General features: G+C 66.3%; 20 protein-coding genes. 6 read left to right on the top strand and 14 right to left on the bottom strand.

What is annotated here, in order from left to right:
- Window positions 1-163: 163 nt before the first annotated feature.
- Window positions 164-1501: a cation:dicarboxylate symporter family transporter gene (locus BS38_RS0115825; RefSeq protein WP_028271697.1), complete on the bottom strand. Its 1338-nt coding sequence runs from the start codon at window positions 1499-1501 to the stop codon at window positions 164-166.
- A gap of 140 nt (window positions 1502-1641) precedes the next feature.
- Here BS38_RS0115825 and BS38_RS0115820 point away from each other — a divergent pair, with 140 nt between their 5' ends.
- Both BS38_RS0115820 and BS38_RS0115815 read left to right on the top strand, forming a co-directional pair.
- Complete coding sequence (locus tag BS38_RS0115820) at window positions 1642-3273, top strand: sensor histidine kinase (protein WP_028271696.1); 1632 nt, start codon at window positions 1642-1644, stop codon at window positions 3271-3273.
- Window positions 3270-3980, top strand: a complete 711-nt coding sequence (locus tag BS38_RS0115815; protein ID WP_028271695.1) for a response regulator — start codon at window positions 3270-3272, stop codon at window positions 3978-3980. The genes BS38_RS0115820 and BS38_RS0115815 overlap by 4 nt, the downstream gene beginning before the upstream one ends.
- A 17-nt stretch (window positions 3981-3997) precedes the next feature.
- On the opposite strand, the gene BS38_RS0115810 is transcribed toward BS38_RS0115815, so the two are convergent.
- Window positions 3998-5896, bottom strand: a complete 1899-nt coding sequence (locus BS38_RS0115810) for an AMP-binding protein (RefSeq protein ID WP_028271694.1) — start codon at window positions 5894-5896, stop codon at window positions 3998-4000.
- Window positions 5897-6071: 175 nt separating this feature from the next.
- On the opposite strand from BS38_RS0115810, the gene BS38_RS0115805 reads away from it, so the two are divergent.
- The 4 genes from BS38_RS0115805 to BS38_RS0115790 all read left to right on the top strand — a co-directional run bounded on the left by BS38_RS0115805 (window position 6072) and on the right by BS38_RS0115790 (window position 10354).
- Entirely contained in the window at window positions 6072-6713 is a 642-nt protein-coding gene (locus tag BS38_RS0115805; RefSeq protein ID WP_028271693.1) for a GntR family transcriptional regulator, read from the top strand.
- Between the two features lie 10 nt (window positions 6714-6723).
- A complete protein-coding gene (locus BS38_RS0115800) occupies window positions 6724-8244 on the top strand; it encodes an MmgE/PrpD family protein (protein ID WP_028271692.1) in 1521 nt (506 codons plus the stop codon).
- Complete coding sequence (gene prpB, locus BS38_RS0115795; protein ID WP_028271691.1) at window positions 8244-9149, top strand: methylisocitrate lyase; 906 nt, start codon at window positions 8244-8246, stop codon at window positions 9147-9149. The genes BS38_RS0115800 and prpB overlap by 1 nt, the downstream gene beginning before the upstream one ends.
- A 65-nt stretch (window positions 9150-9214) precedes the next feature.
- Window positions 9215-10354: a bifunctional 2-methylcitrate synthase/citrate synthase gene (locus tag BS38_RS0115790; protein ID WP_028271690.1), complete on the top strand. Its 1140-nt coding sequence runs from the start codon at window positions 9215-9217 to the stop codon at window positions 10352-10354.
- 101 nt (window positions 10355-10455) lie between these two features.
- On the opposite strand, the gene BS38_RS0115785 is transcribed toward BS38_RS0115790, so the two are convergent.
- The 12 genes from BS38_RS0115785 to BS38_RS0115730 all read right to left on the bottom strand — a co-directional run bounded on the left by BS38_RS0115785 (window position 10456) and on the right by BS38_RS0115730 (window position 22917).
- Window positions 10456-10947 (bottom strand): 8-oxo-dGTP diphosphatase, encoded by a 492-nt coding sequence (locus BS38_RS0115785; protein WP_028271689.1) that lies wholly within the window; start codon window positions 10945-10947, stop codon window positions 10456-10458.
- Window positions 10948-10971: 24 nt separating this feature from the next.
- Entirely contained in the window at window positions 10972-11967 is a 996-nt protein-coding gene (locus BS38_RS0115780) for a hypothetical protein (protein ID WP_028271688.1), read from the bottom strand.
- Window positions 11968-11969: 2 nt separating this feature from the next.
- Window positions 11970-12437, bottom strand: coding sequence for an RNA polymerase sigma factor (locus BS38_RS0115775; RefSeq protein WP_231511274.1), 468 nt, complete (start codon window positions 12435-12437; stop codon window positions 11970-11972).
- 129 nt (window positions 12438-12566) lie between these two features.
- Window positions 12567-13589: a site-specific tyrosine recombinase XerD gene (gene xerD, locus BS38_RS0115770; RefSeq protein ID WP_028271686.1), complete on the bottom strand. Its 1023-nt coding sequence runs from the start codon at window positions 13587-13589 to the stop codon at window positions 12567-12569.
- Entirely contained in the window at window positions 13589-14251 is a 663-nt protein-coding gene (locus tag BS38_RS0115765; protein WP_028271685.1) for an NUDIX domain-containing protein, read from the bottom strand. The genes xerD and BS38_RS0115765 overlap by 1 nt, the downstream gene beginning before the upstream one ends.
- Window positions 14252-14278: 27 nt before the next feature.
- Entirely contained in the window at window positions 14279-16087 is a 1809-nt protein-coding gene (locus BS38_RS0115760; protein WP_028271684.1) for a CTP synthase, read from the bottom strand.
- A gap of 145 nt (window positions 16088-16232) precedes the next feature.
- Window positions 16233-17972: a DNA repair protein RecN gene (gene recN, locus BS38_RS0115755; protein WP_028271683.1), complete on the bottom strand. Its 1740-nt coding sequence runs from the start codon at window positions 17970-17972 to the stop codon at window positions 16233-16235.
- A gap of 3 nt (window positions 17973-17975) precedes the next feature.
- Window positions 17976-18998, bottom strand: coding sequence for an NAD kinase (locus BS38_RS0115750; RefSeq protein ID WP_028271682.1), 1023 nt, complete (start codon window positions 18996-18998; stop codon window positions 17976-17978).
- Between the two features lie 13 nt (window positions 18999-19011).
- A complete protein-coding gene (locus BS38_RS0115745) occupies window positions 19012-19824 on the bottom strand; it encodes a TlyA family RNA methyltransferase (RefSeq protein WP_028271681.1) in 813 nt (270 codons plus the stop codon).
- Between the two features lie 2 nt (window positions 19825-19826).
- Entirely contained in the window at window positions 19827-20027 is a 201-nt protein-coding gene (locus BS38_RS0115740) for a hypothetical protein (protein WP_028271680.1), read from the bottom strand.
- Between the two features lie 22 nt (window positions 20028-20049).
- On the bottom strand, window positions 20050-21042 hold the full coding sequence (locus BS38_RS0115735) for an HAD-IIA family hydrolase (RefSeq protein ID WP_028271679.1): 993 nt from the start codon (window positions 21040-21042) through the stop codon (window positions 20050-20052).
- 6 nt (window positions 21043-21048) lie between these two features.
- Window positions 21049-22917, bottom strand: a complete 1869-nt coding sequence (locus BS38_RS0115730) for a hypothetical protein (protein WP_028271678.1) — start codon at window positions 22915-22917, stop codon at window positions 21049-21051.
- Between the last annotated feature and the right edge of the window lie 409 nt (window positions 22918-23326).

Raw genomic sequence — 23326 nt, 5'->3', positions numbered from 1 at the left:
TTCAACGGAACTTGACACGCGCCCTTGCCTGAGCCTTTACCTTCTGGTAAAGGTCGAAGGTTGAGGCCGGGGGCACACAAAACCGCCCGTGCAGGATGATCCTGCACGGGCGGTTCCTTTGTAGCTACGGGTGTCGGTCCGGGTGTTGGTCCGGGCAGGCGCTTCAGGCGCGGGCGGGAACCTGAGCCGGAGCTTCCTGCTCAGTGTGGTGGCCGGCGATCATGGTCTGCTCGTCGAAGGGCTCTTCGCCGGACAGGACACGCTCCACCTGGCCGCCGTCGATCTCCTTGACCCAGGTGCCGATCAGGACCGTGGCCACGGCGTTGCCGGTGAAGTTGGTCAGGGCGCGGGCCTCGGACATAAAGCGGTCGATGCCGACGATCATGCCGACGCCGCCGAGCAGTTCGGGCTTGTGGGCCTGCAGGCCTGCGGCCAGGGTGGCCAGGCCGGCGCCGGTGACGCCGGCGGCACCCTTGGAAGCGATGATCATAAAGACCAGCAGGGAGATCTGGGCGCCCAGGTCCAACGGGGTGCCCATGGCGTTGGCCACGAACAGGGACGCCATGGTCAGGTAGATGGCCGTGCCGTCAAGGTTGAAGGAGTAGCCCGTGGGAACGGTGACGCCGACAACCGGCTTGGAAACACCCAGGTGTTCCATCTTGGCAATAAGGCGCGGCAGGGCTGCTTCGGAAGAGGACGTGGAGAAGATCAGCAGGTATTCGCGGGCCAGGTACTTCATGAGCCGGAAGATGTTGACGCCGGCCACAACCTGCAGCAGGCCGCCAAGGATGATCACGATGAAGAGTGCACAGGTGATGTAGAAGGCGAGCATCAGGGTGAACATGCTGACGATTGCCTGGAAGCCGGTGGCTCCGACGACGGCGGCGATGGCGCCGAAAGCTCCGACGGGCGCCAGCCACATGACCATGATGAGGATGCGGAACACCAGGGCCTGGCCGTGGCCGATGGCCTTGAGGATGGGGGCGCCCTGCGGACCCATCTTCTGCAGGGCAAAGCCCACGAGGATCGCTGCCAGCAGGGTGGGCAGCACCGGAATATCTCCCGGGATGATTCCCAGCAGGAAGTCAACGGTGCTGTCGGTGGCGGCCTTCTTGTTGGGATCGTAGGGCGTCAGCTTCAGGCCCTCACCCGGGTGGATAAGGTTGCCCACCACGAGGCCGATGGCCAGCGCGAAGGTGGACATGACGATGAAGTAGCCCAGCGCCAGGCCGCCCACCTTGCCGACGGTGGCGGCCTTCGCGATGGAGCCGATGCCCAGGACGATGGTGCAGAAGATCACCGGAGCGATCATCATCTTGATCAGCTTGATGAAGCCGTCGCCCAGCGGTTTGAGTGATTTGCCGACCTCCGGGAACAGAAGCCCGATCACGGCGCCGAGGATTACGGCGGCGATGACGGCGATGTAGAGGTAGTGCGACTTGTCGAGTCCTTTGCGCTTTGCCTTGACGGGCGCAGCTGACTCTCCTCGTTGAGAAGCCATGATGTGTCTCCTTATGGATAATCTGGAAGACGTTGCGGCACAGTCTCTGGGCTCCACACGTCCGTCCGGTGTGATATCCATCATTGGGCATGGCGTGACCTGGCTCACCGTTGCGTTCATATTGGTCGTGGAAGGGTTGCATGAGGCACAAATGGAGCATTGCGCGCCGGCTGTTCGTGGCGCATTTGTTGTTCATGCTCGCGCTGACCGCAACAGTTGGGACCGCCACGTTTATCGATGCCCGGGACCACGCCTACGACGAAGCCGGACGGCGGATGTCCGGTGTTGCCACGGCCATCGCGGACAATCCCCTGGTCCTGCAGGCTGCCGGGTCGGCCGACCCGTCCGCAGTGCTGCAGCCCTACGCACTGGACGTCATGGACGATGCCGACGCGGATTTCATCACGATCATGGCTCCGGACCGGACCCGTTGGACGCACCCGCGCAGCGAGGAACTCGGCAAGCCGTATATCGGGTCCATAGATGCCGCCCTGAACGGGCAGGTATTCACGGAAATCACGGCCGGCACGCTGGGTCCGTCGGTGCGGACGATTGCGCCGGTCAAGGACCAGTCGGGGAACGTCAGGGCCCTCGTGGCCGCGGGCGTGACAGTGCGGACGGTGGACGTGGCCATTTCAGGGCGCCTGCCGGCCCTGCTGGCCATCGCCTTCGCCCTCCTGGTGGGCGGCTCCGTGGCGTCCTGGCTTCTGGGCCGGTACCTGCGCAATGTAACCCGGGGCTGGGGACCCGAACAGCTCGCCCAGCTGTTCGCCTACTACGAGTCCGTGCTGCACTCCGTCCGTGAAGGGGTGATCCTGATCGACCCCAAGGGGCGGGTGGTGATGTACAACGACCAGGCCGCGGAGCTCCTGGGGCTTGCCCCTCGGCCATCCGGGGGTGATCCCGCCGACGCCTTCCTGCTGAGCGACCTCCCCCTGGCACCCAGCCTGAAGGACCTGTTTGAATCCGGCCGGACGACGCAGGATGAAATTCACCTGGCGGGTCCCCGCGTCCTGGTGATCAACCAGGGTCCGGCGGTGGGACCGGCGTCGTCGGCCGGCCGGCAGCGCCCGGCGGTGTTCGGCACCGTGGCAACCATCCGCGACCGCACGGAGATCGAGTCCCTGGGCAGTGAACTGGAAACCATGCGCACGCTGTCGGATGCCCTGCGGGCCCAGACCCACGAGCACGCCAACCGCCTCCACACCATCGTGTCGCTGATGGAACTGGGCCGGTCCGACGAGGCCCTGGATTTTGCCACCAAGGACCTGGAGCTCAGCCAGCAGCTCACCGACGAGATGGTGGGTGCCATCGAGGAGCCGGTGCTGGGCGCACTCCTTATGGGCAAGGCCGCCGAGGCACACGAACGCGGTGTTGAACTGGGCCTGCAGGCGAACAGCACGGCGGGGACGGCCGGTGTGGCCGTGCAGGACCTGGTGACCATTCTCGGCAACCTGCTGGACAACGCCATCGATGCGGCGGCGGATGCCCCGGCACCGAGGTGGGTTGAGCTGTCCGTGGAGTCGGGAGCCCGGGGCGTTGAGATCACGGTGGAGGACTCGGGCCGCGGAATCGACCCCGATGCCGTGGATGATGTGTTCCGGCACGGTTTCAGCACCAAGGCCCCCGGCAAGTATGGCCGGGGGCTGGGCCTGGCCCTGGTCCGGCAGGCCGTCCACCGGCTGGGCGGCACCATGGCCATCACGAATCCCCGCGGGGCGCACTTCCACATATTCCTCCCCGCAGCGGGCACCACCAAGGAGACACCATGAGCGACATCCGAGTTCTCGTCGTTGAGGACGAACCGGTAGCCGCGGCAGCGCACGGCGCCTACGTAGGGCGGCTCAACGGCTTTTCGCTGGCCGGCACGGCCCCGGACGGCCAGTCCGCGCTGCGCCTCCTGGCTGAATTCGCCGCGGCAGGCAACCCGATTGAACTCGTCCTGCTGGACATGAACCTTCCCGACCTCCACGGCCTGGACATTGCGCGGCGGATGCGGGCCTCCGGGCTGCTGCCGGACATCATCGCGATTACTGCCGTGCGTGAGCTGAACATCGTGCGCAGTGCCGTGTCCATCGGAGTGGTCCAGTACCTCATCAAACCCTTCACCTTCGCCACTTTCGCGGACAAGCTGGCCAGTTACCGGCAGTTCCGCGAGCAGCTCGCCGCCGGCCCGGGCGGGACCAGGTCGGGAGCGTCACAGAGCGACGTCGACCAGGCGTTTGCGAGCCTGCGGGCGCCGAGCGAGCTGCCCCTTCCCAAGGGCCTGTCGACGTCGACCCTGGACGCGGTGCAGGAGTTCATGAAGCAGCAGGCGGAGGCGGTCTCGGCCACGGAGGTCATGGATGCGCTCGGGATGTCGCGGGTGACGGCCCGGCGCTACCTTGAGTACCTTGCGGATGCCGGAACCGTCTCCCGGACAGCCCGCTACGGCGCACCGGGCAGGCCGGAGAACGAGTACCGCTGGAACCGGAGCTGACTGCTGGTTGCGGGGCGCTAGTTCCGGGGCGTTGCGGGGCGAAGGGTTCCGATGAGCTGGTCGATCACGCCGGCGTCCTCAATGGTGGACGGCACCACGTACTCCTCGCCGTCGGCAATCTGCCGCATGGTCTTGCGGAGAATTTTGCCGGAGCGGGTCTTGGGCAGTGCATCCACCACTGCCACGTGCTTGAAGTCCGCCACGGCCCCGATATCGCGGCGGACCAGCGCGATCAGGTCCTTGACCAGGACGTCCTCCGCCACCTCCACACCCGATTTCAGCACCACGTAGCCGCTGGGACGCTGGCCCTTCAGCGGGTCCGCCAGGCCGATCACGGCGCACTCCGCAACCGCGGGGTGCTGGCCGATGACCTGCTCCATGGCGCCGGTGGACAGCCGGTGGCCGGCAACGTTGATGATGTCGTCGGTGCGGCCCATCACGAACACGTAGCCGTCCTCGTCCCGGTAGCCGGAGTCTCCGGTTGCATAGGAACCTTCGAACGCCTGGAGGTAGGAGGAGATGTAGCGGTCGTCGTCGCCCCAGAGCGTGGTCAGCGTGCCGGGCGGAAGCGGGAGCCCGAGCACAATGTTGCCTTCGGTCCCGGGTTCGACGTCCTCCCCCAGTCCGTCCACGATGGTGAGCTTGAAGCCCGGCATCGGGACGCTCGGCGATCCCGCCTTGATCGGGAGTTCTTCCAGTCCCCGCGGGTTGGCGCAGATGGCCCAGCCTGTCTCGGTCTGCCACCAGTGGTCCACCACCGGGACGTTCAGCGACTTCGTGGCCCAGTGGAAGGTATCGGTGTCGAGCCGCTCCCCGGCCGCGAAGAGCGTCCGCAGGCTGGAGATGTCGTAGTCCTGGAGCAGCTTGGCCTCGGGGTCGGCTTTCCGGATGGCGCGCAGCGCGGTGGGCGCGGTGAACAGGACATTGGCCCGGTGGTCCCGGATCACGCGCCAGAAGGCACCTGCGTCGGGAGTTCCCACCGGCTTTCCCTCATAAAGGACGGTGGTGGCGCCGGCCAGCAGCGGACCGTAGACGATGTAGGAGTGCCCCACCACCCATCCGACGTCCGAGGCGGTCCACATGACGTCTCCCGGGCCGATGTCATAGATGTTTTCCAGGGTCCAGCTGAGCGCCACGGCATGGCCGCCGTTGTCGCGCACCACTCCCTTGGGCGTGCCGGTGGTTCCCGAGGTGTAGAGGATGTAGAGCGGGTCGGTGGCTTTGACGTCGACCGGAGCCGCCGGTTCCGCGGCGGCCATCTCGGTTTCCCAGTCCAGCCAGCCATGGTCCGAGGCTGAGGAGGTGAAGCCGTCCCGTGCGGTGACGATCACCGGCAGCTCCGGAGTTCCGGCCAGGCGGAGGGCCTCCTCGACCGCAGGGAGGTATTCGATCCGGCGAGACGGCTCAATGCCGCCGGATGCCGTGACCACCACGGCCGGAGCGGCATCCCGGATGCGGGCCGCCAGCTCCTTGGGCGCAAAGCCGCCGAAGACCACCGAATGGACGGCGCCCAGCCGCGCAGTTGCCAGCATGGCGATCGCGGCTTCGGGGATCATGGGCATGTAGATCACCACCCTGTCCCCCCTGCCGACCCCGCGGCCCCGGAGGACGCCGGCAAAACGTGCCACAAGCTCCGTGAGTTCGGCATAGCTGAAGCGCTGCTGGGTCCCGAGCATCGCGGAATCGTAGATGAGCGCATCCTGGCTGCCCCGCCCGGCCTCCACATGGCGGTCGAGGGCGTTGTACGACGTGTTAAGAACGCCGTCCGGAAACCAGCTGTACAGCGGTGCCCGGCTGGAATCCAGGGCACGGCGCGGCGGCACCGACCAGGTAATCTTCCCGGCGGCATCCAGCCAGAAGTCTTCGGGGTTCTCCAGGCTCTGTGCGTAGCTGTCCTGATACCTCTTGGTAACCATGAAATGCATCCCGTCCACGACATTGTGATGCGAGCCATGCTAGTCCGGCCGGGGAAGCGCGCACAAGGGTCTATGTATACAAATTCGAAGCACTTTTGATTTTCTAGGGCAATTGCTGGGCAAAACTGCCGTCTGTGTATACACTGAGGAGCGTCAACCAACGAAGGAGGCAGGGATGCGCGCCAGCGATAGGGCCTACGCGGCACTGCGCGACGACATCATCGAATGGCGCCTCCTGCCCGGGACGGTACTTGCCGAAGTGGAGCAGTCAGAGCGGCTCGGCATCTCCCGCACCCCTCTCCGGGAGGCCCTGAGCCGGCTCACCGCTGAGGGACTGACGACGACGGCGGGCAGCCGCGGCGTCGTCGTCACCGATATTTCGCTGGAGGACATCGACGAGCTGTTCGAACTGCGCGAAACCCTCGAAGGCAAGGCGGCCGCACTGGCCGCCGAACGCGGCGATCCCGCCACCTTCGAGCAGCTCAGGCTGGAGCTCCTCCAGGCCCCGGAACTGATCAACGGCGGCGGGCCGGGCCTCCACGCGTACTACGAGCTCGCGGGCCGCCTCGACGCGGCCATCGATGCCGCGATTTCCAACTCCTACCTTGCCCAGGCCATGCGCAGCCTTCGCGTGCACCTGGTCCGGGTCCGCCGCCTGGCCGCCGACGACGCCCGGCGGCTCACAGCTGCCGCCGCCGAGCACGCCGCCATCGCCGAAGCCATCGCCGCCGGCAACCCCCGGCTTGCCGAGGCTGCCACCACCGTGCATCTGCACCGAAGCCTTTCCCACGTCAAAGTCACGCATACACCTCACTAGAAGGAGCACCATGGTCAAGGAACACCACGTCCGCGTTTACAAGAGCGAGGAAAACCTGCCACGCGAGGACCAGCTCGCGTACAAGATCGCCAAGGTTGCCACCGATCCCGTCGCCGTCACCGACGACGTCACCGACATGGTGATCAACCGCGTGATCGACAACGCGTCGGTGGCCGTCGCCTCCTTGAACCGGGCCCCCATCGTTGCCGCCCGCGCCCAGGCCCTGACCCACGGACCCACCACCGGCGGCAAGGGATCCAAAGTCTTCGGCATCGACGAGCGGGTGTCCCCCGAATGGGCTGCCTGGGCCAATGGCGTCGCAGTCCGCGAGCTCGACTACCACGACACCTTCCTGGCTGCGGACTACTCCCACCCGGGAGATAACATCCCGCCGATCCTTGCCGTCGCCCAGCACGTGGGCTCCAGCGGACAGGACCTGATCCGCGGCATCGCCACCGGCTACGAGATCCAGGTGAACCTGGTCAAGGCCATCTGCCTGCACAAGCACAAGATCGACCACGTAGCCCACCTCGGCCCGTCCGCCGCCGCCGGCATCGGCACCCTCCTGGGGCTCGACGTCGAAACCATCTTCCAGTCCGTCGGCCAGGCGCTGCACACCACCACCGCCACCCGCCAGTCGCGCAAGGGCGAGATTTCCACCTGGAAGGCGCATGCACCGGCGTTCGCCGGGAAGATGGCCGTCGAGGCGGCGGACCGCTCCATGCGCGGCCAGACCTCCCCCGTGCCGATCTATGAAGGCGAAGACGGCGTGATCGCCTGGATGCTGGACGGCCCCGACGCCTCCTACATGGTGCCGCTGCCCACGCCCGGCGAGGCCAAGCGTGCCATCCTGGACACCTACACCAAGGAACACTCCGCCGAGTACCAGGCCCAGGCCTGGATCGACCTCGCCCGGAAACTGAACAAGGAGCACCCGGAAACCATCGATCCGGCAAATGTGAAGTCGGTGCTGATCAAGACCAGCCACCACACGCACTACGTGATCGGCTCGGGCGCCAACGACCCGCAGAAGTACAGCCCCACGGCCAGCCGGGAAACCCTGGACCACTCCATCCCTTACATTTTCACGGTCGCCCTGCAGGACGGTGCCTGGCACCACGTGGACTCCTACGCCCCGGAGCGGGCAGCGCGCCCGGACACCGTGGAGCTGTGGCACAAGGTCACCACGGTGGAGGACCCGGAATGGACCCGCCGCTACCACTCCCTGGACATCGCAGAGAAGGCCTTCGGCGGATCGGTGGAGATCACCCTGACCGACGGCACCGTCATCACCGACGAAATCGCCGTGGCCGACGCCCACCCGCTCGGCGCGCGGCCGTTCGCCCGGGAGCAGTACGTCAACAAGTTCCGTACCCTCGCCGCCGGTGTTGTTGACGAAGAGGAGATCGAACGCTTCCTCGCCGCCGCGGCCCGGCTCCCGGAACTGGCAGCCGGAGAGCTGGACCAGCTGAACATCAAGGCAGCCGACGGCGTGATCGACCTCGCCGCCGCTCCGAAGGGACTCTTCTGATGCTGTACTCGAAGGTCACGCCGGAGCAGAAACGGATCCGGTTCCGCGAACTCCTGGCGTCCGGGACCATCCAGCAGTTCCCCGGTGCGTTCAACCCGCTCTCGGCGCGGCTGATCGAGGAGAAGGGCTTCGCCGGCGTCTACATTTCCGGCGCCGTGCTGGCCAACGACCTGGGCTTGCCGGACATCGGCCTGACCACGCTCACCGAAGTGGCGACGCGGGCCGGACAGATCGCCCGGATGACGGACCTGCCCAGCATCGTGGACGCGGACACCGGGTTCGGCGAGCCCATGAACGTGGCCCGCAGCGTCCAGGAAATCGAGAACGCCGGCCTGGCCGGCCTGCACATTGAGGACCAGTTCAACCCCAAGAGGTGCGGCCACCTGGACGGCAAGAACGTGGTGGACCTGGAAACCGCCACCAAGCGCATCCGCGCCGCAGCCGACGCCCGCCGCGACCCCAACTTCCTCATCATGGCCCGGACCGACATCCGCGCCACGGACGGTCTGGAAGCGGCACAGGAACGCGCCAAGGCACTTGTCGAGGCCGGGGCGGACGCCATCTTCCCGGAAGCCATGAAGGACCTCGGCGAGTTCCAGGCCATCCGCGACGCCGTGGACGTGCCCATCCTCGCCAACATGACCGAGTTCGGCCAGAGCGAGCTGTTCACCGTGCAGCAGCTGCAGGACGTCGGGGTGAACATGGTCATCTACCCGGTCACCCTGCTCCGTAGTGCCATGGGGGCAGCTGAGCGTACTCTGGAATCGATCAAGTCCGACGGCACCCAGGAGGCACAGGTAGAGAGCATGCTGACCCGTGCGCGGCTGTATGACCTGGTGGACTACGAGGCCTACAACCGCTTTGACACCGGGGTCTTCAATTTCAGGATTCCCGGCACCAACTGACCCCCTATTCATCCGGACTTCCGGCTCCGGCCGGCACACAGCATAAGGAACGAAGGAGTTTCAGCATGGCTGAAAATGAGATCAAAAAGGGCCTCGCCGGCGTCGTGGTGGACTACACCGCGGTGTCCAAGGTCAACCCCGACACCAACTCGCTGCTGTACCGCGGCTACCCGGTGCAGGAACTTGCAGCCAAGTGCAGCTTCGAGGAAGTGGCCTACCTGCTCTGGAACGGTGAACTGCCCACGCCCGAGCAGCTGGCCGAGTTCACGGCCAAGGAACGTGCCGGCCGCGCTTTGGATCCGGTGGTCAAGCAGGTGATCGACGCGCTGCCCATTACGTCCCACCCGATGGACGTCTGCCGGACTGCTGCATCGGTCATGGGCGCACGGCACCCGCTCGCCGAGGATTCCTCCCGGGAAGCCAATCTGGCCAAGGCTATGGATCTGTTCGCCGCGATGCCAGCCGTCGTAGCGTATGACCAGCGCCGCCGCCACGGCCTGGAGCTGGTGGAGCCCCGCGATGACCTGGGCTATGACGCCAACTTCCTCTGGATGACGTTCGGCGAGGAGGCTGTCCCCGAAGTGGTCGACGCGTTCAATGTCTCCATGATTCTGTACGCCGAGCACTCCTTCAACGCGTCCACGTTCACGGCCCGCGTGATCACGTCCACCCTGTCGGACCTGCATTCGGCAGTGACCGGCGCCATCGGCGCCCTCAAGGGAACACTCCATGGTGGTGCCAACGAAGCAGTGATGCACACCTTCGACGAAATCGGCATCCGGCCGGAGGAATCCCTGGAAGAAGCCGCCGCCCGGGCCAAGGCCTGGATGGAGGACGCCCTGGCCCAGAAGAAGAAGGTCATGGGCTTCGGCCACCGTGTCTACAAGCACGGCGACTCGCGCGTCCCCACCATGAAGGCCGCGCTGGACAAGATGATCGCGCACTACGGCCGTCCGGAACTCCTGGGCCTCTACAACGGGCTGGAGACCGCAATGGACGAGGCCAAGGGAATCAAGCCGAACCTCGACTACCCCACCGGCCCCACCTACCACCTCATGGGCTTCGACACTGATACGTTCACTCCCCTGTTCGTTGCCAGCCGAATCACCGGCTGGACTGCGCACATCATGGAGCAGCTGGATTCGAACTCGCTGATCCGTCCGTTGAGCGAGTACAACGGCGTGGAAGAGCGGCACCTTTCCTAGGCCCTCAGGTCCTTTCCCCAGGACTGCGTGCGCAGGACTTTAGGAGCGCACGACGGCGGCCGGTCACTTTTCAGGTGACCGGCCGCCGTCGTGCGTCATGCTCACAGGTTCCGCAGGACGCTCACTGAAGACGCCACCGTCTCGTTGTCGGCGTTGAGGGTGACCAGGATGTCCACGGTCCCGCCTTCCAGCACCGGCGGCAGCCAGTGGTCCGCGTCCTGCCACATGCGGTCCACCGGCAGCGACAGCGCATCAAACCATTCGGGTTCTATCTCCGGACTTTCCGCCGGTTCGCCGTGCCACCGGCGGGCGGTAAACAAGGTGGTGTGCATGTTCCACTCCGGCCGGTGGGGGAAGACAAACTCCACAACGCCGGCAGGGTGCAGATCCCGCTCGAGCACGACGACGCCGGACTCTTCCTGGACCTCCCGGCAGGCCGCCTCGGCGTGGCTCTCTCCCGGCTCCACGTGACCGCCCAGCCCCACGATCTTGCCCCTGCCGAAGCCGGTCTTCTTGAGGCCGAGCAGCACATCCGTTCCCCCGTCAGGCCGGTCCCGGAGCAGGAAGCAGAGTGTTACGGGGGTCGAAGTCATGGACCCAGACTAGCGTTGCCGGGCTCAGCCGGCGTTGATCTGCAGCGATGTGATCATGCGCCTGGCGTTGAGGTAGCCAGGCGTCTTCATATACGCCTGCGCTTCACCGATATTGGCAAACACCTTTATGCCTGTTTCGTGGGCAGGCAAAGGATCCGATCTCACCTGCACTGCGTCAGCGAACATGTACGTGGGAGACTCTTCCGGGCCGTTGACCATGTTGTAGAACAAGCACGATTTTCCATCGATACCGGCGGTGGTGGACGTGATACCGAATGAGGCATTGACTCCGGAGCCTGTTTCGACGGCCCGGAAAACGAATCTCGGAGTCACGTTGCTTCTCTCGGGGTTGTAAGGCACTTGCATCTCTTCGGTATCGAGCACGGTATAGGGCCGAGGCCCTTCACATCTCCCACCGAGGCCCCCGTGGACCCCATAGACAAGTTCCGCGACAAACATTCCGTCATCGTTGGTGACCTGGAGCCTCACTGCGTTGCCGTCGCCATCCCCTGGCAGCGGAACGATATCCCAGCTGGCAGGGTGGTCAAAGGTAACTTTTCCGTTCGCGCTTGCATACGCCAGCCAGCCCATTTCTGCTGCGGAGGGTGCCGGCGGCGGCACTGCGGAAGCGGACGGTTGAGGGATGTCGGCCGCCGTGGCCGGACTGCCGGGGGACGGCCCGGACGAGGGGGCTGAAGCGCCCGCCGTGGTGCCGGCAGCAGGTCCCGGCGGGGGTGTGTTGATGAATCCCGTGTTGCCCGCCACTGTGGCAAGGGCCACCACAGCTGCCGCTGCCAGCCCTGCAACAGCCGTCCGAATGACAGTCCGGCGTTTGGAATGGCGGGCACGTTCGGGGGCCATGACGCCGTTACGGTCCGTGAACGGCGAAGAGGACTCATGCCCGGCGGCGGATACCTCCAGTTCCCCCGGGACCGAGTAGGGGTCCGGTGGCCCTGCCTGCTGCCGAAGCACCGGCACCTGCGGTTTTGCGTTCCTCATGAGCTGTTCGATCCGGTCCATGGCTAGGGCATCCTTTCGTTCATCAGGTGTGCAGGAACGATTCCGGCAAAAGCCTTCCTGGCCCGGTGCAGGCGGACGCCTGCGGCCGAGATGGAGCAGCCGAGGCTTTGTGCGAGTTCGGCTGTGGTCAACCCGTCCCAGTAGGCCAGGATCAGGACTTCACGGTGCTTTTCGTTCAGCTTCGCCAGGACGTCCGCCACGGCACCGCTTTCAGTGTCGTTGGCCGCCCCGGCAGCCCTCGCCCCTTCCTGCAGCCCTTGCCGCAGCAGCTGCTGACGGAGACGGCCCTTGTACTCGTTCGCCACAACGTTCCGGGCGACGGCAATGAGCCAGCCAATCCCGGGTTCCTCCGGGAGGTCCTTCTCCCAGGCAATCCTGAAAACGTCTGCCGCGAGCTCCTCTGCCCGGTCTGCATCGTTGATTCGATAAGCGATATACCGGTAGATGCGTCCGAAGTGCTCCGAATGCAATGCCGTGAATGAGCGCTCCCGTGCCCCCAACATTCGTCCCCCCAAGAATCCTGAACCAACCTGCTAACAGTTAAGTGTTTGGCGGGTCGGAGTTATTACATCCGGCAGGAGAATATTTCGTCCGCCAGGTCAGCCCAGCGCCCGCGGGTGGGCGGCGGCGTAGATCTCCCGCAAGGTATCGGCCGTGACCAGCGTGTAGACCTGCGTGGTGGTCACCGAGGCGTGGCCCAGGAGTTCCTGGACCACACGGACGTCCGCGCCGCCTTCCAGGAGGTGGGTGGCAAAGGAGTGCCGCAGGGTATGGGGCGAGACGTCCTTGGTGATGTTGGCTTTGTCCGCGGCTGCCTTGAGGATGGTCCAGGCGCTCTGCCGGCTGATCCGGCCGCCGCGGGCGTTCAGGAAGAGCGCCGGCGTGCCCTTGCCCTTGGCGGCAAGCAAAGGCCGCCCGCGCACCAGGTACGCGTCAAGGGCACGTGCGCCGTAGGACCCCAGCGGCACCAGGCGTTCCTTGGATCCCTTGCCGAACAGCCGGACAATCGCCGGGCCGGCCAGCTCCGATTGCAGCGATATGTCGTCCACATCCAGGCCCACCGCCTCGCTGATGCGGGCGCCGGTGGAGTAGAGGAATTCCAGCAGGGCCCGGTCCCTCAGGCCTGTTGCCGTGTCCGTGCCGGCCGCTTCCAGGATCCTGGTGACCTCATCGACGCTGATCGCCTTGGGCAGGCGCTTGCCCGGCATGGGCGGGTGGACGTCGCTGGCGGGATCCGCCGTCGTGATTCCCTCAAGTGCCCAGAACTTATGGAGCCCGCGGACCGCCACGACCGTCCGCGCCGCAGACCTGACACCGAGGGCAGTCCCGCCGTCGGAACCGTCGGACAATGCCTGCACGAACCCGGTGACGTGCCGGCGGGTGACTTCACCCGGCCGGTCCGGGCCGCACGCCGCGAGGTAGTTGGCATAGCGGGACAGGTCGCGGCGGTAGGCGGACAGCGTGTTCGCTGCAAGCCCCCGCTCCACGCCCATGTGTTGGAGGTAGTCGCCCACTGCCCGGTCTATGGCGTTGCGCGGCCGGACGGCCGCTTCCGCGCCGGACGCCGCCTGCGCCTGTTCGGCACCGGCACGTTCCGGCGCGGGAGTGACGGTGCTTCCCATCAGCGCTGGCTGGGATGGGCGGGCCAGGGTGCGTTCCCCGGGCGCAGGTGCTCGAAGCCATCTGCGCGGGCCGCCGCTGCGGCAAGAATTCCGACGACGGCGGACGGGTTGTGCAGCCGGCCCTCCAGGACTGCAGCGACCGCGTCCTCCAGCGGCGTCCAGTGCAGTTCGATCTCCGCTTCCTCATCCGTGCGGACATGCAGTTCGTGATCGGGCACATCGCTGAGGTCCCGGGCGAGGTAGATGCGGATGGCCTCGCTTGAGGATCCGGGCGAGTTGAAGAAGTCCGCCAGCACATTCCAGGTCCCGGCTACCAGGTCCGCTTCCTCGGCCAGCTCCCGGGCGGCGCCGACGACGAAGTCCTCACCCTCAACGTCCAGCAGCCCGGCCGGGATCTCCCACAGGTCCATGCCCACGGGATGCCGGTACTGCTTCATCAGCAGCACCTCGCCGGCTTCGTTCATGGGCAGGACGGCCACCGCGCCCGGATGGTCGATGTAATCGCGGACCAGCTCGTCGCCGTGTTCGCTGAGCTGGAAGCTGTCGCTGACAACGTCCCAGATGCGGCCTTCGTACACCTTCCGGGACGACAAAAGACGGCGCGGGCTCGGCGCATCCGAAACCTGCCGTGCAGCATTGGGGGTTTCAGACATACCGGGCATCGCGCCGTCCTTTGATTTAGTTGGTGACTACTTGGCCGAAACCTTGCGGGCGGAGCCGCCGGCCCCGGCCGGTGCTTCCGCACTGGTTACTTCCGCACTCTTCGTTTCCGCGCCGTTAGCGACGGGAAGCAGGTCCCCGCCCTTCTGGTGATCCAGCGCAGCCTTGACCAGGCCCGCGAACAAGGGATGCGGCCGGGTGGGGCGTGAGCTGAGCTCGGGGTGCGCCTGCGTTGCCACATAGTACGGGTGGACGTCGCGGGGAAGCTCCACGTACTCCACCAGCTTGCCGTCCGGGGAGGTTCCGGAGAACACGAGCCCCTTCGCCGCAATCTGGTCGCGGTACTTGTTGTTGACCTCGTAGCGGTGGCGGTGGCGTTCGCTGACCTTCGTGGTCCCGTAGGTCTCGGCGATGACGGAGCCTTCGTCCAGCTTGGCTTCGTAGAGGCCAAGGCGCATGGTGCCGCCAAGGTCGCCCTTGCCGTCCACGATGTCCAGCTGCTCTTCCATGGTGGCGATGACCGGGTACTTGGAGTCCGGTTCGAATTCGCTGGACGATGCGCCCTCGAGGCCCACCACGTTCCGGGCGTATTCGATGACCATGCACTGGAGGCCCAGGCACAGGCCCAGGACCGGCAGCTTGGTTTCGCGGGCGTACTTCAGGGCGCCCAGTTTGCCTTCGAGGCCGCGGATGCCGAAGCCGCCGGGCACGCAGATGGCGTCCACGCCGTCCAGCGAGTTGACGGCGCCTTCGTGCGTTTCGCATTCGTCCGAGGGGACCCAGCGGATCTTCACCTTGGTGTCGTTGGCGAAACCGCCGGCGCGCAGGGCCTCGGTGACGGAGAGGTAGGCGTCCGGCAGGTCGATGTACTTGCCGACCAGGGCGATTTCCACCTCGTGCTTGGGGTTGTGGACCGCTTCGAGCAGCCTGTCCCAGCTGGTCCAGTCAACGTCCTTGAACGGCAGGTCCAGTGCACGGACGATGTAGGAGTCCAGGCCCTGGGAGTGCAGGGTCTTGGGAATGTCGTAGATGCTCGGGGCGTCCGGGCAGCCGATCACGGCGTCGATGTCGACGTCGCACATGCGGCCGATCTTGTCGCGCATGGCCTGCGGGACTTCGCGGTCCGAACGGATCACGATCGCCTCGGGCTGAATGCCGATGGAGCGCAGCGCGGCAACGGAGTGCTGCGTCGGCTTGGTCTTCAGTTCCTGGGACGGCCCGATGTACGGGACCAGGGACACGTGCAGGAAGAAGACGTTGCCGCGGCCGATGTCCTGGCGGACCTGGCGGGCGGACTCGAGGAAGGGCTGCGACTCGATGTCGCCGACGGTTCCGCCGATCTCGGTGATGATAACGTCCGGCGCATTCTTGCCTTCGGCAGGAAGGCGCATCCGGCGCTTGATCTCATCGGTGATGTGCGGGATGACCTGGACGGTGTCGCCGAGGTACTCGCCGCGGCGTTCCTTGGCGATAACCGTGGAGTAGACCTGGCCGGTCGTGACGTTGGCCGACCCTTCGAGGTTTTCATCGAGGAAGCGCTCGTAGTGGCCGACGTCCAGGTCAGTCTCGGCGCCGTCGTCAGTGACGAAGACTTCGCCGTGCTGGAAGGGGTTCATCGTGCCCGGATCCACATTCAGGTAGGGATCGAGCTTCTGCATTGTTACAGACAAACCGCGTGCCCGCAGCAGGTGGCCGAGGCTCGAAGCCGTCAGTCCCTTGCCTAGCGAGGACGCCACACCGCCGGTGACGAAGATGTGTTTGGTCGTCTTGGACGAGCCCGGGAACCGGGAATTTACACGGGAATTTGATCGCTGCACCACGGAATTCGAGCCTATCATCAATTGAGCCTTCCACGGGTCGAAAATCGGATTCCCCAAATGCTTCAGTCTCCCCCGCTGTCCCCTCCTGATCAAGCCTGCTCAGGGGACGGCGGCTTCCGGGTGCCTGACCGGTCCGGCGGATGTGACCAGTCTCGCAGTGTTCTCAGGCCCGCTGCGGCAGCAGCTTGGCGTCGTCCAGAAGCTCCTGGGCGTGGGCCTGTGCCGTCTCGGAGTCCTCCTGGCCGGCGAGCATCCGGGCCAGCTCCTTGACCCTTTCGGGGCCGTCGAGCAGCCGCACGTCGCTTGAGGTGAACCCGGTGGCGGTGCCGCCGTCGGCCCCTCTGACCGATGTTTTAGTGACGGTGATGTGCTGGTCCGCGAACGCGGCCACCTGCGGCAGGTGCGTGACCACCAGGACCTGCACATGCTGTGCCAGCATCGCCAGCCGTCGGCCGATCTCGACGGCGGCCCGCCCGCCCACGCCGGCGTCCACTTCGTCGAACACAAAAGTGGGCACCGGATCCACAGCCGCCAGCACCACTTCAATGGCCAGCATCACGCGGGAAAGCTCGCCCCCGGAGGCACCCTTGCCCAGCGGCCGTGCCGGCGCTCCGGAATGGGGCTGGAGCAGGAACGAGATCTCATCCGCGCCGTACGGCATCAGCTGGGCGGCAGGTTCGATGGTGATCACCAGGGTCGCGTCGGCCATGGCCAGGGCCTTCAGCTCGGCGCTGACCCGTGCCGAGAGGTCCTTGGCGGCCTTGCCTCGGACCTTGCTGATGGCCGCAGCCTCTTTCTTCAGCTCAGCCTCGGTCCGGGCAACCTCAGCGTCCAGCGCCTCGATCCGGGTGGAGTCGTCCTGGAGTTCGTCGAACCGGACGCGTGCATTCTCCGCCCACACCAGGACCTCGTCGATGCTGGGCGCATATTTTCGGACCAGCTTGGCCAGGGCAGCCCGCCGGTCCTCGATTTCCGCGAGCCGTTCCGGCCCCTCTGAATCCAGCCCGGCCTGGTAGCTTGCCAGTTCCGTGGCGATGTCGTTCAGCAGGAAACCGACCTCCGCGAGGCGTGCGGCTGCCGCCCCGAGTTCGGCGTCGTGCTCGGCGACATGTTCGAGGGTCCGTTTCGCCGCGTCCACCAGGGTGGTGGCGTCGCCCTCGTCGCCATAGTCCTCCGCGATGAGCGCCTGGTGCGCGGTATTTGCCGCAATCCTGAGTTCTTCCACGTTGGCCAGTTTCACGGCCCCCGCTTTGAGGGACTCGTCCTCGCCCGGCTGCGGATCCACGTCATCGATCTCCGCCAGGGCAATCTGCAGCGATTCCGCTTCCCGGAGCCTGTCCCGTGCAGCACCGCGCAGCGTGTCCAGCTCCGCCTGGCTGGCCTTCCAGTGGCTGTACAGCGACTGATACGTGTCCAGGGGGCCTGCCAGGGCGTCGCCGGCGAACTTGTCGAGGGCGCCCCGCTGGGCAACTGCCCCCTTAAGCCTGATCTGGTCCGACTGGCCGTGGACCACCACCAGGCTTTCGCCGATCTCCGCGAGGACCCCCACCGGGGCGGCGCGCCCGCCAAGGTACGCACGGCTGCGTCCGTCCGCCCCCAGGCGACGGGCAAGGATCAGCTCGGCGCCGCCGTCGAACTCTTCAACGTCAGCGCCGGCTTCCCGGGCCCGGTGCACGGCCGCGTGGCCGGCGTCCAGCTTCAGGACAGCCTCCGCCGAGGCGCTCTTCGCGCCGCTGCGGACAGCGCCAGCATCGGAGCGGGCACCCAGCAGGAGCCCGACGGCGGTGACCACCATGGTCTTGCCGGCGCCGGTCTCGCCGGTCACCACGCTGAGGCCAGGGCCGAGCGGGAGGGTTGCGTCGGTTATGACGCCGAGGTCGCGGATTCTCAGTTCTTCAAGCATGATTCACTTCGCAGTCGTCGGATCAGTCTCGGACGTCCCGGTGTGCCGGGGACCCGCAGGCGGCACCATCGGCCTGGGGGTACGGATGATGGGCACGGGCCCGGTGTGGATGGATTCGGACTGGGGCATGGGCCCGCGCCAGCCGTGAATGGGAAGCTGGAACTTCCGGACCAGCCTCGCTGAAAACGGTGTCTGGTGCGTCCGCGCGAGCCGCACCGGCGTAGCCGAGCGGGTAACTTCCACGCGTGCGCCCGGCGGCAGGTCAACGGAACGGCGGCCGTCACACCAGAGCACACCCTGGGCATCGGTCCGGTTCAGGACCTCCACCGCCAGCCTGGACCGGGGTGAGACCACCAGGGGCTTGGCGAAGAGCGCGTGGGCACTGATGGGAACGATCACCAGGGCCTCCACCTCAGGCCACACCACCGGACCGCCGGCGGAGAAGGCATAGGCCGTGGAGCCGGTGGGCGTTGCCATCACCACGCCGTCACAGCCGAAGGAGGTCAGCGGACGCTCGTCCACTTCCGTGACCACCTCAAGCATCCGTTCCCGGTTGCCCTTCTCGATGGCGGCCTCGTTCAGCGCCCATGTGTGCCAGATCTTCTGTCCGCGGACCCAGACCTGGACGTCGATGGTCATCCGCTCTTCCACCGTGTAGTCGCGGCTGGCGATCCATTCCACGGTCTGGGCAAGGTCGGCCCGCTCGCTCTCGGCGAGGAAGCCCACATGGCCCAGGTTGACGCCCAGCAGCGGCACGTCCACTTCCCGGACCAGCTCGGCGGCACGGAGGATGGTGCCGTCACCGCCGAGGACCATGACAAGCTCGACGTCGGCGAGCTGGATGTGGTCATGGAGGATCTCCACGGGGTCATCGAGCCGGCCGAAAAAGCCTTCCATGTCTTCGAGTTCGGATTTTTGCATCACGGGAACAATGCCTGAAGCATGCAGTTGGATGCATGCCTCCCAGGCAGCCTTCAGTGATTCCTCGCGGCCGGTGTGGGCAAGGACCAGTACACGCCTGCTCATCGGGTTCCGCTTTCTAGTGGTTCGGCCAGATTGTTCCGAGCAACGCAGCAAGGGCTGCGTCCCGCTCTTCGATCTTAGGCAAGTCTGAGGTGATCCTGCGCTTTATCCACAGGAAGTATTCGACGTTTCCGTCCTGGCCGGGGAGGGGGCTCGCCGCGAGGCCGCGCAGTTCAAGCCCGGCGTCCAGCGCCGCATTGGCGACTTTTTCCACCGCCATCCTGCGTTCACGCTCGGAATTCACCACGCCCGTGCGGCCCAGCCGGTCCTTGCCGATCTCGAACTGCGGCTTGACCATCAGGACCAGGTCGCCGCCGGGATGCGTGCATGCCGCCAGCGGCACCAGGACCAGGGTCAACGAGATGAACGACAGGTCAGCAACCGTCAGCGCTGCGGGACCGCCGATCGCGTCCGGCGCCATGTAGCGCACGTTGAGGCCTTCGTGCACGGACACGCGGGGGTCGTTCCTGATCTGGGGAACCAGCTGGCCGTGTCCGACGTCGACCGCCACCACATGGTCCGCACCGCGCCTCAGCAGGACCTCAGTGAAGCCGCCGGTGGAGGCTCCGGCGTCCAGGCAGCGCTTTCCTTCCGCAGTGACGTCCGGGAAGGCGTCCAGGGCCCCGGCCAGTTTGTGGCCGGCCCGGCTGACGTAGGTGTCCTGCCCGTCATGGGCAACGTCCAGGGGCGTGAGATCGTCCACCTGGACGGAGGCTTTGGCCAGAACTGTTCCGTCTGTACTGACTTTGCCTTCGGCAATCAGGCGCGCGGCATGGGTGCGGGACCTCGCCAGCCCGCGGGTGACGAGCATTTGATCAAGCCTTGCCATCCTCAGGCGTCGCTTTCAGCCGACGGGTCGTCATCGTTGAGTGCGTCCAGCAGTGCATCGTGGAGGGCGGAATACGCCTCGGCGTGCGCGGCAACGGGCAGGCCCGGAATGCCGGCCAGGCGGTCCAGGACGGCGTCGACGGCAGAGTCTCCGACCGGGCTCACGCCGCTGCCGGCGTCCGGAATGTTGTTCAGCTCGGTCATGTTCCCAGTCTAGTGAGTCGTCTTAGTGCGTCAGCCATTCGATGGCCGGTGCCAGCGGAGCGTCTTCCTGCGGATTTGCCGTCCACCACGCCGAGCAGGCCGCACGCCACGAGTCCAGGTCACCGGGAAGCCCGCTGATGTGGACCGCTTCTCCCCGTACGACCGCGGAGGCCGCACCGCAGCGGAACGTGCCGCCGTCGTGCTCTTCCACCGCGGGGTACGGGCGGTACAGATCGCTGAGGTCATTGATGAGGTAGTCCGGCCGCTCGGCCGTGCGGGCGGCGAGGATCGATTCCCTGGTGTCGACGCCGGTGAGCACTGCCACGGTGGCGAAGCCGGCGTTGTTCCCCCCGAGGATGTCCGTGTCCAGCCGGTCGCCGACGACGAGCGGCCGGTCGGAGGTCAGCCGCTTGGCGGCCGTGCGGAACAGCGGAGCCTCCGGCTTTCCGGCCACCAGGGGCCGCTGTCCGGTGGCCGCCGCAACGGCAGCCACCAGGGTTCCGTTGCCCGGAGCAATGCCACGGGCCTGCGGGATGGACATGTCCGTGTTGGTGGCAACCCAAAGGGCGCCGCCGGCGATGACATACGAGGCCTCGGCGAGGTCCTTCCAGCCGATCTCGGGATTGAATCCCTGGACCACGGCCACTGGATTGTCCTTGGCGCTGTGGACCGGGGTCAGTCCCACCAGTTCCACCTCATGCGCCAGTGCCGGGCTCCCTGTCACCAGGACTTTTGCGCCGGGGGGAAGGAGGCCGGCGAGCAGCTCGCCGGCAGCCTGCGAGGAACTGACCACCTGCTCGTCTTCGGCGGGAGCGCCAAGCTCGCGCAAGTGGGCTGCCACCTGCGCGGGCGTCCGTGAGGCGTTGTTGGTCACGTAGCCAAGTCCGACGTCGATACCTGCCAGTTGCCGCAGGGCCTCGACAGCTCCCGGAATGGCGTGGGGACCGGCGTAGACGACTCCGTCAAGGTCCGACAGCAGGGCGTCGAACCTTGAGATCAATGAAGCACCGCTCATGGGCAGTTATTCCCTTTCGCGGTCCGGGTTTGCGGTATCGGCATCTCCGGCATCGTAGGCGTAGTCTTCGGCGGCGCCTTCGGCGTCTTCGGTGGTGCCGTCTTCGAGTTCGTCCGCTTCGACGGAGTCCTGGTCCGATTCAGCGTCGTCGGATTCGAAGTAGTCACCTTCCGCATCGTCGGAGCCTTCGTCCAAGGCAGCGGCGTCTGATGCGGCAGCGTCCGAGGCCGCAGCCTCGACGACGGCCGACTGGCTCTCGTCACGAACGCCGGGCGCTGCGGCCGGAGCGCTGTCGGCCTGCTGCTGGGCAAGCAGGCGGCGCCGTGCTTCTTCTTCGCGGGCTTCTTCTTCCTCGTCCCAGCCGAGGTCGATGATGTCAGGTTCCTCATCCTCGCCAAGGCCGAGGGCGTTCTCGGCCACAACGGCCTGGCGCTGCCACTTTGCGGATTCCTCCGTGCGGCCCACTGCCGCGAGAGCATCGGCATAAGCGCGGAACAGCCGGGGGCTGTAGGAGAAGGCGCGGTTGATATCCAACTGGGCGATTTCCAGTTCGGCCACGGCAGCGTCGAGCTGGCCAAGGTCGGTACGGGCGCCGGCAGCCACGATGGCCAGTTCAACCTTGCCGGGTGCGTCGAGGTCGTTGGCTTCCTCCGAGCGCGCCACATCAAGGGCACGGTCCGGACGTCCCAGGCCGCGTTCGCAGTCCGCCATCACGGGCAGGTGGACGTTGGAGCCGCTGATCCGGCGGTAGGTGCGGAACTCTCGGAGGGCTTCACCGTAGTGGCCTGCGGCGTAGGCGGTCAGGCCAACTGCCTCGCGCACTGCGGACAGGCGTCCGCCGCGCCGGCTGGCGGCCAGGGCATGCTGGAAGGCAAGCTCCGGTTCTTCGTCAATGAGGCGGCCGGCCATCACCAGGTGGCGTGCGACCCACTCAGCGCTCTTGGGTTCGAGGGTCTTGATCTCGTGCTTGGTGGCGCGGTCCAGCTCCTGGCCCGTGACGTCCTCGTCGATCTGGGGAGAACGCTCGCGGTCCGGACGGTTGGCGCTGCGCAGGTCGCGGGCGTTGGGCACGCGTGCAGGGCGGTCCTCGGGGCGGTCGCGTCCGAAGTCGCGGGGGCCTGATTCGCTTCGGTCAAAGCTCCTGGGAGCGCGTTCCTGGCGGTCGCCGAAAGGCTTGCGGTTGTCGCCGCCACCAAAGCTGCGGCGTTCGCCATCGCCTTCACGGCGCGGACGGTCGCCGAACGGTTTGCGGTCACGGTCGCCACCGCCGGCACCAAACGGCTTACGATCACGATCGCCACCACCAAAGCTGCGGCGTTCGCCATCGCCTTCACGGCGCGGACGATCACCGAAAGGCTTACGGTCACGGTCGCCACCACCGGCACCAAACGGCTTACGATCACGGTCACCACCACCAAAGCTGCGGCGTTCCCCGTCGCCTTCACGGCGCGGACGATCACCGAAAGGCTTACGGTCACGGTCGCCGGCGCCGAACGGCTTACGATCACGGTCACCACCACCGGCACCAAAGCTGCGGCGCTCTCCACCACCCTCACGCGACGGACGCTCACCGAACGGCTTGCGGTCACGGTCGCCGGCGCCGGCACCAAAGCTGCGGCGTTCCCCGCCACCTTCGCGCGACGGACGCTCGCCAAAGGGCTTACGATCACGATCGCCACCACCGGCACCGAAGCTGCGGCGCTCTCCGCCACCTTCGCGCGACGGACGCTCGCCTCGGTGCTTCCTGGCACGGAATCCGCGGGGTTCGCCCCCTGAGTTATTCGATGGGCGGAAGGGGCCGCCGCCCGAGGGCCGGCCGCTTCCGGAACTGCCGCGGTCTTTTCCGCTTCGATTTCCGCCGTTGTGCTCAGCCATGTTGGATTCCTCCTGTTGTGAGCCGACCACTGGCGCAATCGCAGCCGCTCTTATCCGTGTTTCGTTATCCTACGCAACCCGAAATAAAGCGCTTCGAAGTCCGTACATCTCATGCAATTCTAGGCGAGTCACCGCTCACGAACTAACTGCCCCGGCCCCATGAGCCGCTGCCGTGGCAAGCCTCACAAGGACCTCGAACCCAACTCGGCGTTTGGGCACGGACGGCTTCCGGTCCGCTCCGCGCGGGGGAAATCCCTGAGCAGCGGACGCTCCTCCCCCACCAACGCTCTCTCACCTTTCGTGCCCGCCCCGGCAACGCTCTCTCAGTTCCTGCGGGTTCCAACCCGACGCTCAATCATGGGGGTTCGACGGCGGTGGCTGGGGTTGGGTGCCTGGCCGGCGTGGCCGG

The sequence above is a fragment of the Arthrobacter sp. UNC362MFTsu5.1 genome (assembly GCF_000685965.1).
In the GTDB taxonomy this organism is placed as follows: Bacteria; Actinomycetota; Actinomycetes; order Actinomycetales; family Micrococcaceae; genus Arthrobacter.
The sequence above is the reverse complement of the archived record's forward strand: the minus strand, read 5'-3'. Positions and strand labels throughout refer to the sequence as shown.

Excerpts from the sequence above, each read along its gene's own strand:
- BS38_RS0115745 (WP_028271681.1), bottom strand. The coding sequence starts at position 19,824 with ATGGCAAGGCTTGATCAAATGCTCGTCACCCGCGGGCTGGCGAGGTCC.
- BS38_RS0115780 (WP_028271688.1), bottom strand. The coding sequence starts at position 11,967 with ATGGACCGGATCGAACAGCTCATGAGGAACGCAAAACCGCAGGTGCCG.
- BS38_RS0115815 (WP_028271695.1), top strand. The coding sequence starts at position 3,270 with ATGAGCGACATCCGAGTTCTCGTCGTTGAGGACGAACCGGTAGCCGCG.
- xerD (WP_028271686.1), bottom strand. The coding sequence starts at position 13,589 with ATGGGAAGCACCGTCACTCCCGCGCCGGAACGTGCCGGTGCCGAACAG.
- BS38_RS0115740 (WP_028271680.1), bottom strand. The coding sequence starts at position 20,027 with ATGACCGAGCTGAACAACATTCCGGACGCCGGCAGCGGCGTGAGCCCG.
- BS38_RS0115735 (WP_028271679.1), bottom strand. The coding sequence starts at position 21,042 with ATGAGCGGTGCTTCATTGATCTCAAGGTTCGACGCCCTGCTGTCGGAC.
- BS38_RS0115765 (WP_028271685.1), bottom strand. The coding sequence starts at position 14,251 with ATGCCCGGTATGTCTGAAACCCCCAATGCTGCACGGCAGGTTTCGGAT.
- BS38_RS0115730 (WP_028271678.1), bottom strand. The coding sequence starts at position 22,917 with ATGGCTGAGCACAACGGCGGAAATCGAAGCGGAAAAGACCGCGGCAGT.
- BS38_RS0115760 (WP_028271684.1), bottom strand. The coding sequence starts at position 16,087 with ATGATAGGCTCGAATTCCGTGGTGCAGCGATCAAATTCCCGTGTAAAT.
- BS38_RS0115750 (WP_028271682.1), bottom strand. The coding sequence starts at position 18,998 with ATGAGCAGGCGTGTACTGGTCCTTGCCCACACCGGCCGCGAGGAATCA.
- BS38_RS0115825 (WP_028271697.1), bottom strand. The coding sequence starts at position 1,501 with ATGGCTTCTCAACGAGGAGAGTCAGCTGCGCCCGTCAAGGCAAAGCGC.
- prpB (WP_028271691.1), top strand. The coding sequence starts at position 8,244 with ATGCTGTACTCGAAGGTCACGCCGGAGCAGAAACGGATCCGGTTCCGC.
- BS38_RS0115820 (WP_028271696.1), top strand. The coding sequence starts at position 1,642 with ATGAGGCACAAATGGAGCATTGCGCGCCGGCTGTTCGTGGCGCATTTG.
- recN (WP_028271683.1), bottom strand. The coding sequence starts at position 17,972 with ATGCTTGAAGAACTGAGAATCCGCGACCTCGGCGTCATAACCGACGCA.
- BS38_RS0115785 (WP_028271689.1), bottom strand. The coding sequence starts at position 10,947 with ATGACTTCGACCCCCGTAACACTCTGCTTCCTGCTCCGGGACCGGCCT.
- BS38_RS0115810 (WP_028271694.1), bottom strand. The coding sequence starts at position 5,896 with ATGGTTACCAAGAGGTATCAGGACAGCTACGCACAGAGCCTGGAGAAC.
- BS38_RS0115790 (WP_028271690.1), top strand. The coding sequence starts at position 9,215 with ATGGCTGAAAATGAGATCAAAAAGGGCCTCGCCGGCGTCGTGGTGGAC.
- BS38_RS0115800 (WP_028271692.1), top strand. The coding sequence starts at position 6,724 with ATGGTCAAGGAACACCACGTCCGCGTTTACAAGAGCGAGGAAAACCTG.
- BS38_RS0115805 (WP_028271693.1), top strand. The coding sequence starts at position 6,072 with ATGCGCGCCAGCGATAGGGCCTACGCGGCACTGCGCGACGACATCATC.